15 protein-coding genes are annotated in these 13,717 nt (G+C 70.2%); 9 read left to right on the forward strand and 6 right to left on the reverse strand.

Annotated elements, in window-relative coordinates:
* Positions 1-930: 930 nt before the first annotated feature.
* Positions 931-1,398, reverse strand: coding sequence for a helix-turn-helix domain-containing protein (locus tag ACH4S9_RS31880; protein ID WP_398375005.1), 468 nt, complete (start codon positions 1,396-1,398; stop codon positions 931-933).
* A 149-nt stretch (positions 1,399-1,547) separates the two neighbouring features.
* Between ACH4S9_RS31880 and ACH4S9_RS31885 the strand changes: the two genes are divergently transcribed.
* The 8 genes from ACH4S9_RS31885 to ACH4S9_RS31920 all read left to right on the forward strand — a co-directional run bounded on the left by ACH4S9_RS31885 (position 1,548) and on the right by ACH4S9_RS31920 (position 5,528).
* A complete protein-coding gene (locus ACH4S9_RS31885) occupies positions 1,548-1,853 on the forward strand; it encodes a helix-turn-helix transcriptional regulator (RefSeq protein ID WP_311723995.1) in 306 nt (101 codons plus the stop codon).
* A 256-nt stretch (positions 1,854-2,109) separates the two neighbouring features.
* Positions 2,110-2,415 carry a hypothetical protein gene (locus ACH4S9_RS31890; RefSeq protein ID WP_385338379.1) on the forward strand — a complete coding sequence of 102 codons (306 nt, stop codon included), beginning with the start codon at positions 2,110-2,112 and terminating at the stop codon, positions 2,413-2,415.
* Positions 2,412-2,681 carry a hypothetical protein gene (locus ACH4S9_RS31895; protein ID WP_311723997.1) on the forward strand — a complete coding sequence of 90 codons (270 nt, stop codon included), beginning with the start codon at positions 2,412-2,414 and terminating at the stop codon, positions 2,679-2,681. The genes ACH4S9_RS31890 and ACH4S9_RS31895 overlap by 4 nt, the downstream gene beginning before the upstream one ends.
* The gene (locus ACH4S9_RS31900) at positions 2,674-3,375 is read left to right on the forward strand and encodes a hypothetical protein (protein ID WP_311723998.1); all 702 of its coding nucleotides are present in this window, start codon (positions 2,674-2,676) and stop codon (positions 3,373-3,375) included. The genes ACH4S9_RS31895 and ACH4S9_RS31900 overlap by 8 nt, the downstream gene beginning before the upstream one ends.
* A 62-nt stretch (positions 3,376-3,437) precedes the next feature.
* Entirely contained in the window at positions 3,438-3,740 is a 303-nt protein-coding gene (locus tag ACH4S9_RS31905) for a hypothetical protein (RefSeq protein ID WP_311724000.1), read from the forward strand.
* Between the two features lie 60 nt (positions 3,741-3,800).
* Positions 3,801-4,265 (forward strand): hypothetical protein, encoded by a 465-nt coding sequence (locus ACH4S9_RS31910; RefSeq protein ID WP_398375008.1) that lies wholly within the window; start codon positions 3,801-3,803, stop codon positions 4,263-4,265.
* Positions 4,255-4,911 (forward strand): hypothetical protein, encoded by a 657-nt coding sequence (locus ACH4S9_RS31915; RefSeq protein ID WP_311724002.1) that lies wholly within the window; start codon positions 4,255-4,257, stop codon positions 4,909-4,911. The genes ACH4S9_RS31910 and ACH4S9_RS31915 overlap by 11 nt, the downstream gene beginning before the upstream one ends.
* A gap of 149 nt (positions 4,912-5,060) precedes the next feature.
* Positions 5,061-5,528 (forward strand): hypothetical protein, encoded by a 468-nt coding sequence (locus tag ACH4S9_RS31920; protein ID WP_311724003.1) that lies wholly within the window; start codon positions 5,061-5,063, stop codon positions 5,526-5,528.
* Between the two features lie 62 nt (positions 5,529-5,590).
* On the opposite strand, the gene ACH4S9_RS31925 is transcribed toward ACH4S9_RS31920, so the two are convergent.
* Positions 5,591-6,775: an MFS transporter gene (locus ACH4S9_RS31925; RefSeq protein ID WP_398375010.1), complete on the reverse strand. Its 1,185-nt coding sequence runs from the start codon at positions 6,773-6,775 to the stop codon at positions 5,591-5,593.
* A gap of 387 nt (positions 6,776-7,162) precedes the next feature.
* Between ACH4S9_RS31925 and ACH4S9_RS31930 the strand changes: the two genes are divergently transcribed.
* Entirely contained in the window at positions 7,163-7,516 is a 354-nt protein-coding gene (locus ACH4S9_RS31930) for a hypothetical protein (RefSeq protein WP_311724006.1), read from the forward strand.
* Between the two features lie 39 nt (positions 7,517-7,555).
* On the opposite strand, the gene ACH4S9_RS31935 is transcribed toward ACH4S9_RS31930, so the two are convergent.
* The 4 genes from ACH4S9_RS31935 to ACH4S9_RS31950 form a co-directional block, all read right to left on the reverse strand.
* Complete coding sequence (locus tag ACH4S9_RS31935) at positions 7,556-9,835, reverse strand: glycoside hydrolase family 3 N-terminal domain-containing protein (protein ID WP_398375012.1); 2,280 nt, start codon at positions 9,833-9,835, stop codon at positions 7,556-7,558.
* On the reverse strand, positions 9,832-11,766 hold the full coding sequence (locus ACH4S9_RS31940; protein WP_385338363.1) for a cellulase family glycosylhydrolase: 1,935 nt from the start codon (positions 11,764-11,766) through the stop codon (positions 9,832-9,834). Before ACH4S9_RS31940 ends, ACH4S9_RS31935 begins: the two co-directional genes overlap by 4 nt.
* A gap of 73 nt (positions 11,767-11,839) precedes the next feature.
* Complete coding sequence (locus ACH4S9_RS31945) at positions 11,840-12,892, reverse strand: LacI family DNA-binding transcriptional regulator (RefSeq protein ID WP_385338359.1); 1,053 nt, start codon at positions 12,890-12,892, stop codon at positions 11,840-11,842.
* The gene (locus ACH4S9_RS31950) at positions 12,889-13,716 is read right to left on the reverse strand and encodes a carbohydrate ABC transporter permease (RefSeq protein WP_385338356.1); all 828 of its coding nucleotides are present in this window, start codon (positions 13,714-13,716) and stop codon (positions 12,889-12,891) included. The genes ACH4S9_RS31945 and ACH4S9_RS31950 overlap by 4 nt, the downstream gene beginning before the upstream one ends.
* Position 13,717 lies beyond the last annotated feature (1 nt).

A 13,717-nucleotide genomic window follows, 5' to 3' on the forward strand; every position in this document is an offset into this window, starting at 1 on the left:
AGCCAGGGAAACCAGACGCAGAGGCAGTCGTCAGGGTTATCCGGACTCGGAGTCGACGTAGCGGTCGGCGTGGGCGTGGGGTCGCTCGATCCCGGTGGTGTGGTGCTCGGCTGAACCGTCGGTGTGCTCGGTGTGGGGGCGCTCGGCGCCGGTGGCCTGGTGCTCGGCTGCGCCGTGGGTGTCGGGGCATGTGTTGTCGACGCGCCCGGGGTGGTCTCGGTCGGTGTCGGCGTCAGGGGCCGGCCGGAGGTGAATGACCGCTGGGGCCGCTGCGATGCAGGGCTCGTGCCCGGTGTGTCGGCCGTCCTGGGGGAGGCAGTCGGAGGGACTGATGGCGAGGCCGACGGGGAGGCAGCGAGAGCCGTGCTCGTCGCTTCCGAGTTGGGGTGCTCCGGTGCGGTTGCGGACGGTGTCGAACTGCCGCCCGGAACAGGTGTGTTGTGGCCACTGCCGGAGGTGACGTAGAAGGCGGCGGCAGTTGAGGCCGCGGCGAGGGTGATCGCGGTGGCCGCGGTGGTAACACCGCGAGGGCGGCGCAGTGTGAGGGAACGGATCCGCTCGCCGAGCGAGGCGAGAACGGCAGCGACACCGCCACCGATGTACAGCGCTAAGTGCCGCTTTCGATGGGCGGGCTCCGGCGGCGCGTCCGGTGCCGCTTCCGGTGCCACGAGGGCCGTGGGCGTGAGTTGCTGGAGCGCGGCGATCTTTTGAGCGGTGACCTCGGCGTGGAGCTGGTCGAGCTGCTTCGCCTGCCTCTGTTGTTTCTTGTGGAGGAGGGTGATGGCCAGGACCGCCGCGCCGAGGATCCCAGCCAGTAGAACGTCAACCACGTATTGCCCCTTGTTGATTTCTGATGGTGTGGGGGTACGGTTTGACGCTCTCAGGCCATGGGAGCCCTGGGCGAATACGTGATGTGTTTGTGACGTGGGGTCAGCTGATGTGTCGGCGCTGCTCGCCCCGCTCCTTCTCCACCTGCGCGGGTGTCAGGTGGCCAACCCTGCGAAGGACTTCGTTTCGCGCCTCGGGGGAGAGGCTCTCCAGGAGCGCGGTGATCGCCGCGAGGTGCGGATCGCTCGCGTAGGCGTCTGTTGAGTCTGCCGCTGCCGCCGGTGCGGCGAGCTCCTCCAGCGCCTCGGCAGCAGCCTCGCGGTCGGCCTCTCTGAGTTCGCCGGCGGTGACCCCGGCGACATGTGCCATGCGGGCGAGTGTCTCGTCCGGCGCCCTTACGGGGATATGGGAGCCGCTGACGGTCTGGTAACCGCCGACGATCTGCCGCCACCGGGCGTCGCTGATCCCGGCCCGCCTGGCTGCCTCGCGGCCGGAGATCCGGTTTCGCTTGAGGGCCTTTCTGATGAGCACGGCTTCGAGGGGCGGCTCTGGCCGCGTGTCTCGATTCATGCTTGCAGGTTCGCACGACTACGCGCTACTGCGCCACCTCGGCCGAGGATGTGGCGCTCATCGGGCGTCCTAGCGCGTACCTGCTCGACTAGCGCGTGCTGCGCGCGCAGTAGTTGCTATGCGCGCTACTGCGCGCTAGCCTTCAGGTCATGAGCGATCGTCCCCAGCGGCGCCGCAGAGGTGCCCCCTTCCATCACGCGCCCGAGGCGGTGACGTACGCCCGGGAACAGGCCGGACTGTCCCAGAAGGAACTCGCCGAGCGCTGCGGCATCAGCCAGTCGCTGATGTGCGACATCGAGGCCGGCCGCCGCAACGCGACCCCCGCGACCCTGCGCCGGATGGCCGCCGTTCTGAACTGTCCGCTGGTCGTACTCCAGTCGAAGCGCCCCGGTGTGCCGACGTCGACCGACAAGGCGGAGGCACCGACCGGGATGCCCAAGCGGAAGGCGTCCTGAAGCTCAGGTCGCGCGCCTCGCCAGAACTTCTGCCGCTCAGCGGCCTTTCCTGCACGGCGTCATGCCCAAAAACGTTCGCGGGTGTGCTCGAGGACGAGCCGGCCACCATCACGCCGCCGGCAGCCGTCAAGCCCGCGCCGAAACGCACGTCACACGCCGCCGTCTCGCGACGGCGAGCGGGGCCGCCCCGACCATGCCACGTCCGACAGCCCCGAATCACCAAAGCCACTGCGACACCGGGAGAAGAGGCACCCCCTTGAAAGACAAACGTGAGGGCCACGCGGCGGCCGCCGAGGCCCCTCCCGAACTGACCGTCTACCAGGCCGAAGCCGGACACCGTCGCTTCGCCCTCGACCTGTACACGAACCGGGAGGCCGCCCGCGCCCACTGCGAGGCCTACGCGCGCCGTGAGCCGTGCCACCAGCAACTCGACTGGTACCCGGACCCCGACAACGAGGCGGTGGAGCGCCTGTTCGTCGCCGCGGACAAGGTGTCGTACACCGGGTTCACCGTCACCGCCGTTACGGTCGCCTCCGAGTACGGCGGCGAGGCCGACGAATGAGCCACACGACCACCACGAGCGACCTGCTCGCCTGCCTGGCCATCTCGATCGTCCTGTTCGGTGTGGTGTTCGGGCCGTTCTGCTTCCTCATGGGCCGAGGGCCGGAGAAGAACGCCGGTACCCGCGCCCGCCGTCCGTCTGCCCCACGTCCCGGCCGCCACCGATTGCTGCCCGCCGAGGGCCGGACCACCCCGCACACGAGGCACGCCTCCGGCCCAAGCCGGCGCTGGACGTGCTCGACCAGGACAGCAGGAACCCATGACTGATCAGACAGTGAAGCCGATCGGCCCGGAGTACCTCCGCCCTCTCCAGCCCGAGTGCCCGAACTGCTCCTGCTGTACGGCGCCGTTGTGTCAGAAGGGGCGCAACAGCACGCTGGAGTGCATCGGCAACACGCGGACCGAGTTCGCGGCCACGGTTGCCGGATGCCCCTGCTCGGCGGAGACCACCCGCGGCACGCACGCGTGGCGGATGGCGCGCATCCGAGTGACCCGGCACGCGCTCGAAGTGCCGCTCCCGGACACCGCGGAGGGAATCCTGCGGGGGCTCGCCGACGGCACGGGCACGGTGAGCGACCCGGCCGGACTGATCACGCCGCTACGGGCTCTCCGGTACGTCGCGGTCGACAACGGCGCGCCGTCGATCACCGACCTCGGCCACGCCTACCTCACGGCCCGGGGCGAGCCGCGGTTCGCGACACCGGTCGAGGTTCAGGCGGTCGACGTCGACACGTGCACGGCCCGCGTGGTCGTCGTCGGCTGGAACCCCACCGCCGGGGTGACCGTGCTCCTGGACCAGCTCGCCCATGCCACCGGATGCACGGCGGAGGAGCTTCCGGGCAAGCACCTGGAGGCCATCGCGAACTGCCGCACGCAGGAGGCCGACGACGTCGTGCTGACCTCGATCCGTATCGCCCCGCCGCTCCCCGAGAGCTGGACGGGGGCGGAGTCGTATGGCTGAGCGTCGTGCCCCGGCCGAGTGCCGGATCTCGGGGCGACGGCGTCGTGAAGGGGGTGCGACCGGTGCTCCTGCTTGAGTTACTGATCGCCATCGCGGAGCCGATCGACGCCGCCATCGCATCCGCGCATGTGTGGGCGCCCATCGTCATCACCGCATGCTGCGCGGCGGTCCTCTGCCGCCTGAGGCGGTCGGCACGCCGGCGGGCCCGCGCCAGGACGACCGAGCGGAACACTGCCCGGCCGGGCGCGTACAGCGATCCGGACACCGTCACGCTCAGGGTTCCGACCTGCACGGACTGGTGTCCCGACTGGTGTCCGCGGACGTGCCTGGACGTGTCCACGCCGGAGCAGACGGGGGAGAGCTGATGCCTCGTCCGATCACGGAGACCACCGAATGACACGAGAACGAGAGGCCCCAACCGATCCATGGAGCTTGACCGCCTTGCCCGGCTGACCGAGTCCGCCCTCCGGCACGCGTTCGCGCGGGACTGGGAACCGGCCGCCGCGGCCGTCACCGAGATCACCGACAGCGGTGACGCGGCCGACATGTACGTGGCGTGCTGCGGGTTCGCCGAGGTCGGCCGCGCCCAGCTGCTCACCCTGTACCCCGGCGGCCCGTCCGCACCGGCCCATGGCCGGGTGTGGCAACCCGGACACATCCGCCGCGCCATCAGGCGCGACGCGGACGCACACGACTCGTTCGCCGCCCGGTTCCTGGCCGCATGGGCGAACGAGGACACCACCACGACCGTGGCCCTGTACGCCACCGCCAACCACGCGGGGACCGCTACCCGCACGGAGTCCGTGTGCGCGCTCCTCGCCCACGTCACCAGCCTCCGCCACGACGCCCGGACCGCGACTATGTGTATCAGGACAAGAGATGACGGCTGACGGCAACCTCCAGGCGGATCTTGATTGCCGGATCGCCAGAATTGAGTGTCAGCAGGATGTTCGGGATGACTGGGAGTCCCTCAAAGATCCACTGGCGCGATACGCGTACTCCGTTCTGTGTGTATGGATTTCCAACGGTGTCATCTTCTCCAAAATTGAGCGACTGACCAGGATTCGCCTGAATGTCGCCGGCGAGCTGTCCAAGGATCCGGACGCCGCCGCGGAGCTGTCCGGGTTGACGGTCGCGGTTGCCCTGAAGTCGTTTCTGGAGCGAATGGAGCGGGGCGGCGGGTGGCGTCCGGGGGGCGGGTCGTCTCTTAAGACCTACTTCGTCGGGCAGTGTCTGATGTGTTTCCCCAACGAATACCGTCGATGGCTCAGGGAGCATCGTGACGGGCGCCTGCCAACGCCTGTGTCCGCGCGCGAGGAGTATTTTGACGTTCCTGACGATTCCCCAGGTCCGGAACGTTCAGCGGAACTTCACATTGAGTCGTTACGGATCCTCGGGCGAGCCCCGATCCGGACCCGCGCCGTACTCGCGTTCACCGCGGTCGGATACTCCCAACGTGAAATCGCCGGACGTCTGAGCACCACGCCCAAGGGAGTTGAGAAACTACTTCACCGATACCGGAAGAGGTATCGCTGACCCGAGAGTGTGCGAGGGGGGCGGCGCAGAGGCTGACTAGAAACATGGTGCTAGGGACAACGCGCCGCCGCACAGCGCTGGTGCTGTAGCGGGTGTTGCTCTGCCGGCCGCCGCTATCCGGCGGCACAACTGAAGGAGAGGGTACTCGAATGATTTCCAGCGAGATCGAAGGCATCTCTGAGGCGGACTGGGACTGCCTCGCCGCGACGATCGGGCGTCCTGTCGGTGAGGTAAAGGAGGCTCTGGAGTCCGTAGACGAGTCCTCCGAGCCCTTTGTCGTCCCGCTGGAGCTCCTGAAGAAAGAGTATGAAATCCCGCTCATCCCGGGTGTGCTGGCCTTCAAGCTCTCGGCCGAGTTCACGGGCGGTGACGACTGGAAGGCCAGCGTAACTTTCAAGATTCTGGTGTTCGGTGAGGAGTGCTACTCCCAGAAGTTCGTCGACTTCTCGAAGGAGAAGCAGGTCGTCCATATCAAGCCTGGGACATTTCTGTTCCATGCTGATCTGGAATTCGGGTTCTATGGTGAGAATTACTGCTTCGGGTTGCACGGGGAGGTGAAGGTGATCGGCCTCGAGAAGAAGGAGTTCCGTTTCGATGACGTGTTCTGCATCTACTAGCTGAGGGCCGTCGCCCGAGCGAGGCCCCGGGCTGCTGAGAGGGGATTCGACGTCCCCAGTCCTCAGCCCGGGGCTCTGCCGGCCGCCAGCACCAGCGCCGTGACCAGATACGGCAGCGCGGCCCAAACGAAGGCGGTGTCGTGCGCGGTGGCCGAGCTGACCGCCGCGTACGCGCCGTACACCGACAACGTGGCCAGGTCCGTGCCGAGGCCGGCGACCGAGGTCAGGGTCGCACGGTGTCTGTCGTCGACGCGCGCCTGGAGGCGGGCGTCGGCCAGCACGGTTGTCAGCTGGAAGCCACCGAAGGCGAGGGCCACGAGCACGAGGCCGGCTGGAGTCCGAAGCGCGGCGCCGGTCGCCAGGGCGAGCGCGGCGCCCGCGAGGAGCGCGGCGAGTCCGGCCCGGCCCAGGCGCGCGCATGCCCCGGCCATCAGGCCGCCGGCTGTGGCCCCGGCCCAGATCAGCAGGAGCAGACAGGGAATGGTCGCGCCGGCGACGCCGGTTTCCCGTACCAGGAGCGGGGTGTACTCGTCGAGCGCGCCCCACACGGCACCCACCGCCGGGACGAGCAGCAGGGCTCCGCGCACGGAGCGGTTGCCGCGAGCCTCGGCGAGGCCCGCCCGCAGCGTCGTGGCCCAACTGTCACTTCGGGCGGCCGGAGTCCGGTGTTCTGGCAGCCGGGTGGCGGTCGCTGCCGCCAGCAGGCAGGCCAGCACACTGGCCCCACCGACGGCCGGATAGCCACCCAGGGCGAAGACAGGTCCGGCGAGCGCCATCGCCGCCATCACGGCCACCAGACCGGCCGCGCGGACCCGGCCCATGACGTGGGCGTACCGATCGGCCGCGTCGAGCCGGCCCAACTCGTCGTACACGAGCGCCTCCAACGCTCCGGAGCCGAGCGCCCCGCCAGTGCCCCAGAGTGCGAAGCCGAGCGCGAAGGCCCCGTACGACGGGGCGAGCACCCACAGCGCGAAGCCGACAGCGGTGAGCAGCGGTCCGAGCCACAGCAGCAGGCGACGGGAAACGGTGTCGGCCCAAGCGCCGGACGGCACTTCCACGAGCACGCCGGTGACCGACCAGAGGGCGAAGAGAGAGGAGATCTGCCACAGCGACAGACCGGTGTCGCTGAAGAGCAGCGCGTACACCGGGTAGAGCAGGATGAGGTCGTTGAGGAACGCGTAGCAGTACAGCGTCGCCGTCAGCCGCCGGATCCCGGTGGCGGGCACGCGTGCAAGAGAGGGTGTCATGAGGCCTTCCCGCAGGGACAACAATTCGGACGCCGGGAGCAGGGCGTCCGAGGCGGCCCTCGGGAGGCACGGCTGCGGGATCAATGTCGCCAGGTCATGAGATGGCATGGTAGGCGGCGGGCTCGGTGTGGCGCAGGGATTTTCCGGGCCAGGGGGACTCTGTGATTCCGTGGACCGGGCTGCGCACAGTCGCGGTGTGACTGACGTCGTCGAAGCCGCCGGCCCGGCCCCACCTGGGACATCCCCTACATCGGAACTCTGGGGGGCGGTCGGTACCGCGTCGAGGGACCGCGCCGCAACAGCCCGTGGCCGGCATACCCGGCTGTCGCTACTGTTAGGCTCCCCACCAGCCGCGCCGGCGGTTGCCATGTCCAGAGAGTGAACCCCGTGACGAGCCAGCCAGCGACGACAACCCTGTGGCGTCCCACCGGCCCCAAGGAGCTGGAACTGGTGCGGAAGCTGCACTGGCGTGCCTGGCCGCCGCGGCTTGCCGAGCAGCCGATCTTCTATCCCGTCCTCAACGAGGACTACGCCGTCAAGATCGCGCGGGACTGGAACGTCAAGCACGATGGCGCCGGCTTCGTCACCCGGTTCGAGGTTGAGTCCGGCTTCTTGCGCAGGTATCCGGTCCAGCAGGCAGGGGGAGAGACGATCCTTGAACTGTGGGTACCGGCCGAAGAGCTTGACGAGTTCAACGCCCACATCGTCGGCAAGATCCAGTTGGTTCACGAGTTCCACTGAGCGGCAGTCGCCGGCGCGCTCCCGGCCGAGCAGTCGTGATCAGCTTGGGCGCGCGATCACCAGCCTCGCCCCCCGTGTCCGGGCGGAAGAGGGCCCGGTCTCCAGGAGGAGTTCTCCGGTTTCGACGGCAAGGCCGAGATCCCGGGTGACGGAGCCGAGAGTGTCGGCGTCGATCTCGAACACGGCGTCGGCCTCGTCCCCGGGCCGCAGGTCGAGGCGCGCGAATCCGCGCAGTTCGCGTGTGCGGGGCCACGAGGACCCTCCCGACAGCCGCCGTACATAGAGCTGGACCGTCTCGCGTACCGGTCGCTCTCCGGTGTTGCGCACGGTGACCCGGCAGGTGAGGGTGGGATCGGCCGGGGTCACGCCGGCGCGCGACAGCCGCGGTGGCGCGTAGGCGACCGTGGTGTAGGACAGGCCGTGGCCGAAGGCGTAGCGGGCAGTGGCGGGCTGGTCCACATAGCCGCGGTACCCGTGATCCTTCGCGTTGTAGAACACCGGCAGCTGCGCGGCCGACCTCGGTACGGACACCGGTAGCCGCCCCTCGGGTTCGGCCGCGCCGAACAGCACGTCGGCGACGGCCCGTCCGCCCCACGGGCCCGGGTACCAGGCGCTCAGCACGGCCGTGGCGGTGCCGGGAAGGTCGGGCAGAGCGTGCGGACGGCCCTGCACGAGCACCACGACCACCGGCACGCCCGTGGCCGCCACCGCGTCCAGGAGCGCCAACTGCCCGTCGGGAAGCCGGAGATCGGCCAGATCGACGCCTTCCCCGCACGTCATGCCCACGGGGTCGGCGGAGGTGACGACGGCCGCGCCGTTGGAGTCGAAGACGGTGTCGCCCGACCGGGCGCTGGACCCGCCCAGGACGAGTACCGCGATGTCCGCCGCTGCCGCCAGCGCGGCCGCCTCCGCGACACCGGAGAGGTCGCCGCCCACCAGATCGCACCCCGGCGCGTAGTCGACCTCGGTGTCCGGCGGGGCGGCCGACCGGATGCCGTCCAGGACTGTGACGTGATGGGAGCCGGGCCGCTGCGGCGCGGTGTAGTCGCCGATCTGCTGGGCGATCGAGTCGGCGTTCGGGCCGAGGACGGCGATCCGGCGGGGCGCCGATGCGATCGGCAGGACCCCTCCGTCGTTGGCCAGCAGCGTGATCGACGCGCGGGCCACGCGTTCACTCAGCTCGCTCGGATCGGCGCGCTGTTCCCCAGGCGCTTCGGCACGCGAGGAGGGCTGGTCGAAGAGGCCCAGACGGAACTTGAGGGTCAGGACCCGGGCCACGGCGGCATCGAGGGTCTGCTCTGCGACGAGCCCCTGCGCCACCGCCTCGGCCAGCTTCGGATAGCAGGCGTCCCAGAGACTGAGATCGCATCCGGCGTTCAGGGCCAGGGCACCCGCGGCCACCGGGTCTCCCGTGAGCCGGACCAGACGGTCGACGGCGCCGCCGTCCGCCATGACGATCCCGTCGAACCCCCATTGGTCCCGCAGGAGTTCGGTCAACAGCGTCCGGTTGGCCACACAGGGCAGGCCGTCGAATTCGTTGTAGGCCGCCATCACCCCGGCGGCGCCGGCTCGTACGCCGGCCCGGGCCGCAGCCAGATGGATCTCGTGCAGCTCGCGGGCGCTCAGCTCGGTGGCCGCGCTGTTGCGTCCGCCGACGGTGGCCCCTTGGCCGGCGAAATGTTTGAGCACGACGGCGACTCCGGCACCGCGCATGCCCCGCACCAGCGCCTCGGTGAGCCGGGCCGCCAGATACGGGTCCTCGCCGAAACACTCCTCCGCACGGCCCCAGCGCGGGTCGCGCACCAGGTCGAGGGCCGAGACGAGCGCCACGTGGCCGCCACGGGCCCGCAGTTCCGCTGCGGCACCGGCCGCCGCGGCCTCGTACAGCTCGGGGTCCCAGGTGGCGCCGACGGCGAGGTTGACCGGCATCACGGTGCCGTCCAGAGCCTGGTGGCCGTGCGGAACCTCCTCGACGAGGAGCACCGGTATCCCCAGCCGGGTGTTCTCCATGACGTACCGCTGCACCACGTCGGCGACCCGGGCCCCGTCCGCCGCCGTGATGCCGTCGGCGAAGCCGACGCCGGACCAGGGGTCGGCCCGCTGTAGCCCGTACAGGGCTCCCATGCCGTCGTACGCGGCGACCTCGGCGCGGAAGGCGTCGGTGAGCCGGTGGCCGTCCGCCGTGCGTTCGTAGGCGTGCCATCCGTACATGCGCTGGTTGACCTGGCCCACCTTCTCGGTGAGCGTCATGCGCGCCAGCAGGTCGCGGACCCGGTCCGCGACGGACGCGGACGGGTCGCGGTAGAGGTGATCGGTCACTTCAGCTCCAGGACGCGCACCCCGTACGGGTCGAGCGTCACGTCCGCGGCCGGTGCGCCCGACTCGAGGTCGTGCAGTGTGCCGTCGGCGACGGGGCGGACGTCAAGCTCCTCGGGGCTCTGGCTGACCAGCCATACGAAGCGGCGCCCGTCCTGGTGGACGACGAGGTCCGCTCCGATGTGGGGGCTGTCGACCGTCACCGGGCGCCGGACCCCGGCGATGTCGGCGAGCGCCGCGTACAGGCGGTGGGTGTCCTCGGGGTTGACGCGGGCGGTGCGGGCGGCCATGTGCTCCAGGGGATAGGTGGCCAGGACGGTGCGGCCACGCCCGGTGTCGCGCACCAGGAGGGCGGGCCGGCCGTGTGCGTCGACGGCGACGACACGCGCGTCACGGGGGAGGACCGGCAGATACGCCCGGCTGTCCTCGTTGCCCGCGACGGGGAAACGCAAGGTGTCCCCTGCCGTCAGCCCGCCGAAGTCGTCGGTGAACGTCATCTCCAGGACATCGTCCTCGATGGGCTCGGCCACACCGTAGGAGAGCTGTAGTTCGACGCCGAACAGCCCGTCCAGGTCGTCGAACCACGGGCCGCGGGTGCCGGGGTGCTCGCCGGAGCAGAACGAGAGGTAGACGGTGGCGCCCGCGTGGGCGCGGCGTTCGAGCTCACGCCGGGTGCGCGTGGTGAGCTGGCGGGTGGCCGGCAGCAGGTACAGGGCCGCGTCGCCGGGCAGCCCGTCGGCCTCGCGGGTGAAGCCCACCGGCAGGTCCGCGGCGCGGGTGGCGACGTAGCTCTGGTGCAGGGAGGTGAAGATCAGCGGCCGGTCGGCGGGCCTGCTGTACGGGTAGCCGCGCTCCAGGAAGGCGGGCACGACCAGCGCCGCGTCCGCGTCGGGGCGTCGGCACCGCGTGAAGTCCACGGTCTCCAACAGCTCGGCGAACTTGGCGAGTTCGAGCAGCGGAGCCTTGGGGGCCCCGGTGCTGTCGGTGATACCGAAGTGCATCTCGAAGGGGTGGTGGTCATACGGCGAGCGGTCCCACAGATCGTCGTAGTCGGTGTTGTTCCAGGCGATCCAGCCGGTCGCTCCGCCGAGCAGGGAGTTGTGCAGGGTCTGCCGGTAGTAGACCGCCGCGTTCTCGGCGGACACGGTGTCCGTGGAGAGGCCGAACTCCTCCAGTACGACGGGGTGTCCGGTGACCGAGGCCAGCTCGCACTCGAAGGCGGCGCGCAGGTGCTGACGGGGCCGGTCGGTGTCGGAGCGGTACACATGCGGGCCGACGAAGTCGACGTACTCGGCGGTCTCGCGCAGCGAGAAGCCGTTGTCGCGGCCGGTGACCTCGATGCCCCAGGCGCCGTCGCCGAGGGAGACGGGCTGGGTGCCGCCGGCCGCCCGCACGGCGTTGCACATGGCCTGCGCCCAGGCCGTCACCACATCGGAGGAGGGCGGATCCACCTGGTAGATGCGGCCGTATCCCGGCATCTCGTTGGTGATGAGCCAGCCCGTGACCGCCGGGTGGTCCTTGAAGCGGCGGGTCATCTGGGACACGAACCACGCCTGGCGGCCGACCATCCACACGTCCTCGTACAGATCGCGGCCACCGCGCCAGGCCGGGTCCCAGTTCTCGCCCGACATGTGTCCGACGATGAAGGTGGGTACCGTCCCCATGCCCGTCTCGCTGTGGGCGTCGAGGAAGTCACGGAAGCGTTCGCACAGCGTCTCGTCGACGCGGTGGGGCTGCGGATGGAAGTCCGGCCAGTAGAAGAACGACCGGGTCATGGTCAGGCCGTGCTCGTGCAGCACCCGCAGTTCCGCGCGGACCGTCTTCGGGTCGTAGTCGCGCCACATCAGGGGCCCGCCGGTGCGGGACCAGAAGTTGGCGCCGAGCCAGGGCAGGACGGCGGGGTGGTGGGTGAGCTGGGCGCTGTGGCGTCGCATGGTCCTTCTCGGATCTCGTGGTGCGGTGTGGGGGAGACTCGTGGATCTGTTGGTCGTGGTGGCAGCGCGGGCGTCAGGCGGGGGAGGCGGGGGCGGGCCCCGTGGACTCGCGGACGACCAGACGCGGCCGGTCGTCGAGCACCGTCTCCTCGACGTCCTCGCCGCAGCGGGCGAGGAGCAGCCGGGCGGCGGCCGCGCCGACCCGCTGCACTTGTTGGTCCACCGTGGTCAGCCGGGGGTGCAGCCACCGGCCGAGCGGCAGGTTGTCGTAGCCGACGACCGACAGGTCGTCGGGGACCCGCAGACCGGCGCGCTGGGCGGCGCCGATGCCGCACACCGCCATGGAGTCGTTGGCGTAGACGATCGCGGTGGCGCGGTCGGCGGTGTCCAGCAGCGCCCGGGTCGCGGCCACGGCGGACACTTCGGTGAAGTCGGTGTGGAGGACCGCGTAGGGCCGCAGACCGGCCGCCTTGAGGGCCGTCTCGAAGACACCGCCGCGCAGCCGTGTGTGCAGCAGGTCGGCGGGGCCCGCCACATAGGCGATGCGTCGGTGTCCGAGGCCGAGCAGGTGGCGGACGACCTCCTCGACGGCGGCGCCCTGGTGGCCGAGGCCGACGCTCGGCACCCGGGCGGCACGGTCGGGGGGACCGAGCAGCACGGCGGGCAGGCCGAGGCGGGCCAGCAGGGCGGGGCGCGGGTCGTCGGTGTGCGCGTCCGTCAGGACGGCTCCGTCGACCCGGCCTTCGGCCGTGAGCTGCCTGTAGAGGGCGTTCTCCTCCTGCGCCCCCGCGACCAGATGCAGCAGGAGGCCGTAGCCGCGGGGCGCGAGTTCGCCCTCGATACCGGTGATCAGCTCGCTGAAGTGCGGATCCGCGCCGAGCACGTCGGTGGGGCGCCGCACCACGAGCGCGAGGATGCGGGTACGGGCGTTGCGCAGGGCGGCGGCGGGCGCGCTCGGCGACCAGCCGAGCTCTCCCGCGGTGTCCAGGATGCGCTGCCTGGTCGGCTCCGACAGCCGGCCCTTGCCGTGGAAGGCCTGGGACACGGCCGCCGTAGACACCCCGGCGGCGGCCGCCACCGCCTTGATGGTGGGCCGGCGGCCCTGCTTCCCGGCAGGCGCGCTCACATCTTCACCGCGCCGCTGATGAGCGCCTGCTGCATGCGCTTCTGGAGCACCGTGTAGACGATCCATACGGGGATGAGGGTCAGCACCGTGCCGGCCGTGAGGACGCCGTAGTCGGTGCCGATGACCGCCTTCAGCGTGGGCAGGGCCGCCTGGACGGTGCGCTGGTCGGGGTCCGGGCCGATGATGACGAGCGAGTACAGGTACTCGTTCCAGAACGTCAGGAAGTTCAGCAGGACCACGGTGGCGATGCCGGGCAGACACATCGGCGTGTAGATGTGGCGCAGCACCGTGTAGGTGGACGCCCCGTCCATCCGGGCGGCCTCCTCCATCTCCCTGGGGATGGTCCGCATGAACTGCACCAGGATCACCACCGACAGCGGCATCGCCGTCGCGGGCAGGAAAAGGACCATGAAGAGCTGTGTATGGAACAGCCCGGTGGCCGCGGCGAGCAGAAACGTCGGGAAGAGCGCCGCGAACGTCGGGATCAGGAAGCCGAGCGAGAAGACCTTCTCCATCGCCGAGGCCAGCCGTCCGGTCGACCGGGCGAGGGCGAACGACGCGGGCAGCGCCAGCAGCAGGGTCAGCGCCAGCGAAAGGACCGTCACCAGAGCCGAGTTGACGATGGCCGGCCCCAGGGAGGCGCTGGTGTAGGCCGTCCGGAAGTTGTCGAAGCCGAGTGAGTCCGGCAGCGCGAAGGGATGGGCGAAGATCTCCTCGTTGCTCTTGAACGCGGAGGCGAGGAAGTAGTAGAGCGGCACGATCAGCAGCACCGCGTAGGTCCACACCAGAAGGTGTGCGGGCAGCCAGCGTTTGCCGAGTTTCATG

Origin of the sequence: Streptomyces sp. NPDC021225 (genome assembly GCF_044332865.1) — a bacterium.
GTDB lineage: Bacteria > Actinomycetota > Actinomycetes > Streptomycetales > Streptomycetaceae > Streptomyces.

Coding starts and splice junctions, on each gene's coding strand:
- ACH4S9_RS31880 (WP_398375005.1), bottom strand. CDS start 1,398: ATGAATCGAGACACGCGGCCAGAGCCGCCCCTCGAAGCCGTGCTCATC.
- ACH4S9_RS31885 (WP_311723995.1), top strand. CDS start 1,548: ATGAGCGATCGTCCCCAGCGGCGCCGCAGAGGTGCCCCCTTCCATCAC.
- ACH4S9_RS31895 (WP_311723997.1), top strand. CDS start 2,412: ATGAGCCACACGACCACCACGAGCGACCTGCTCGCCTGCCTGGCCATC.
- ACH4S9_RS31900 (WP_311723998.1), top strand. CDS start 2,674: ATGACTGATCAGACAGTGAAGCCGATCGGCCCGGAGTACCTCCGCCCT.
- ACH4S9_RS31910 (WP_398375008.1), top strand. CDS start 3,801: ATGGAGCTTGACCGCCTTGCCCGGCTGACCGAGTCCGCCCTCCGGCAC.
- ACH4S9_RS31915 (WP_311724002.1), top strand. CDS start 4,255: ATGACGGCTGACGGCAACCTCCAGGCGGATCTTGATTGCCGGATCGCC.
- ACH4S9_RS31920 (WP_311724003.1), top strand. CDS start 5,061: ATGATTTCCAGCGAGATCGAAGGCATCTCTGAGGCGGACTGGGACTGC.
- ACH4S9_RS31925 (WP_398375010.1), bottom strand. CDS start 6,775: ATGACACCCTCTCTTGCACGCGTGCCCGCCACCGGGATCCGGCGGCTG.
- ACH4S9_RS31940 (WP_385338363.1), bottom strand. CDS start 11,766: ATGCGACGCCACAGCGCCCAGCTCACCCACCACCCCGCCGTCCTGCCC.
- ACH4S9_RS31950 (WP_385338356.1), bottom strand. CDS start 13,716: ATGAAACTCGGCAAACGCTGGCTGCCCGCACACCTTCTGGTGTGGACC.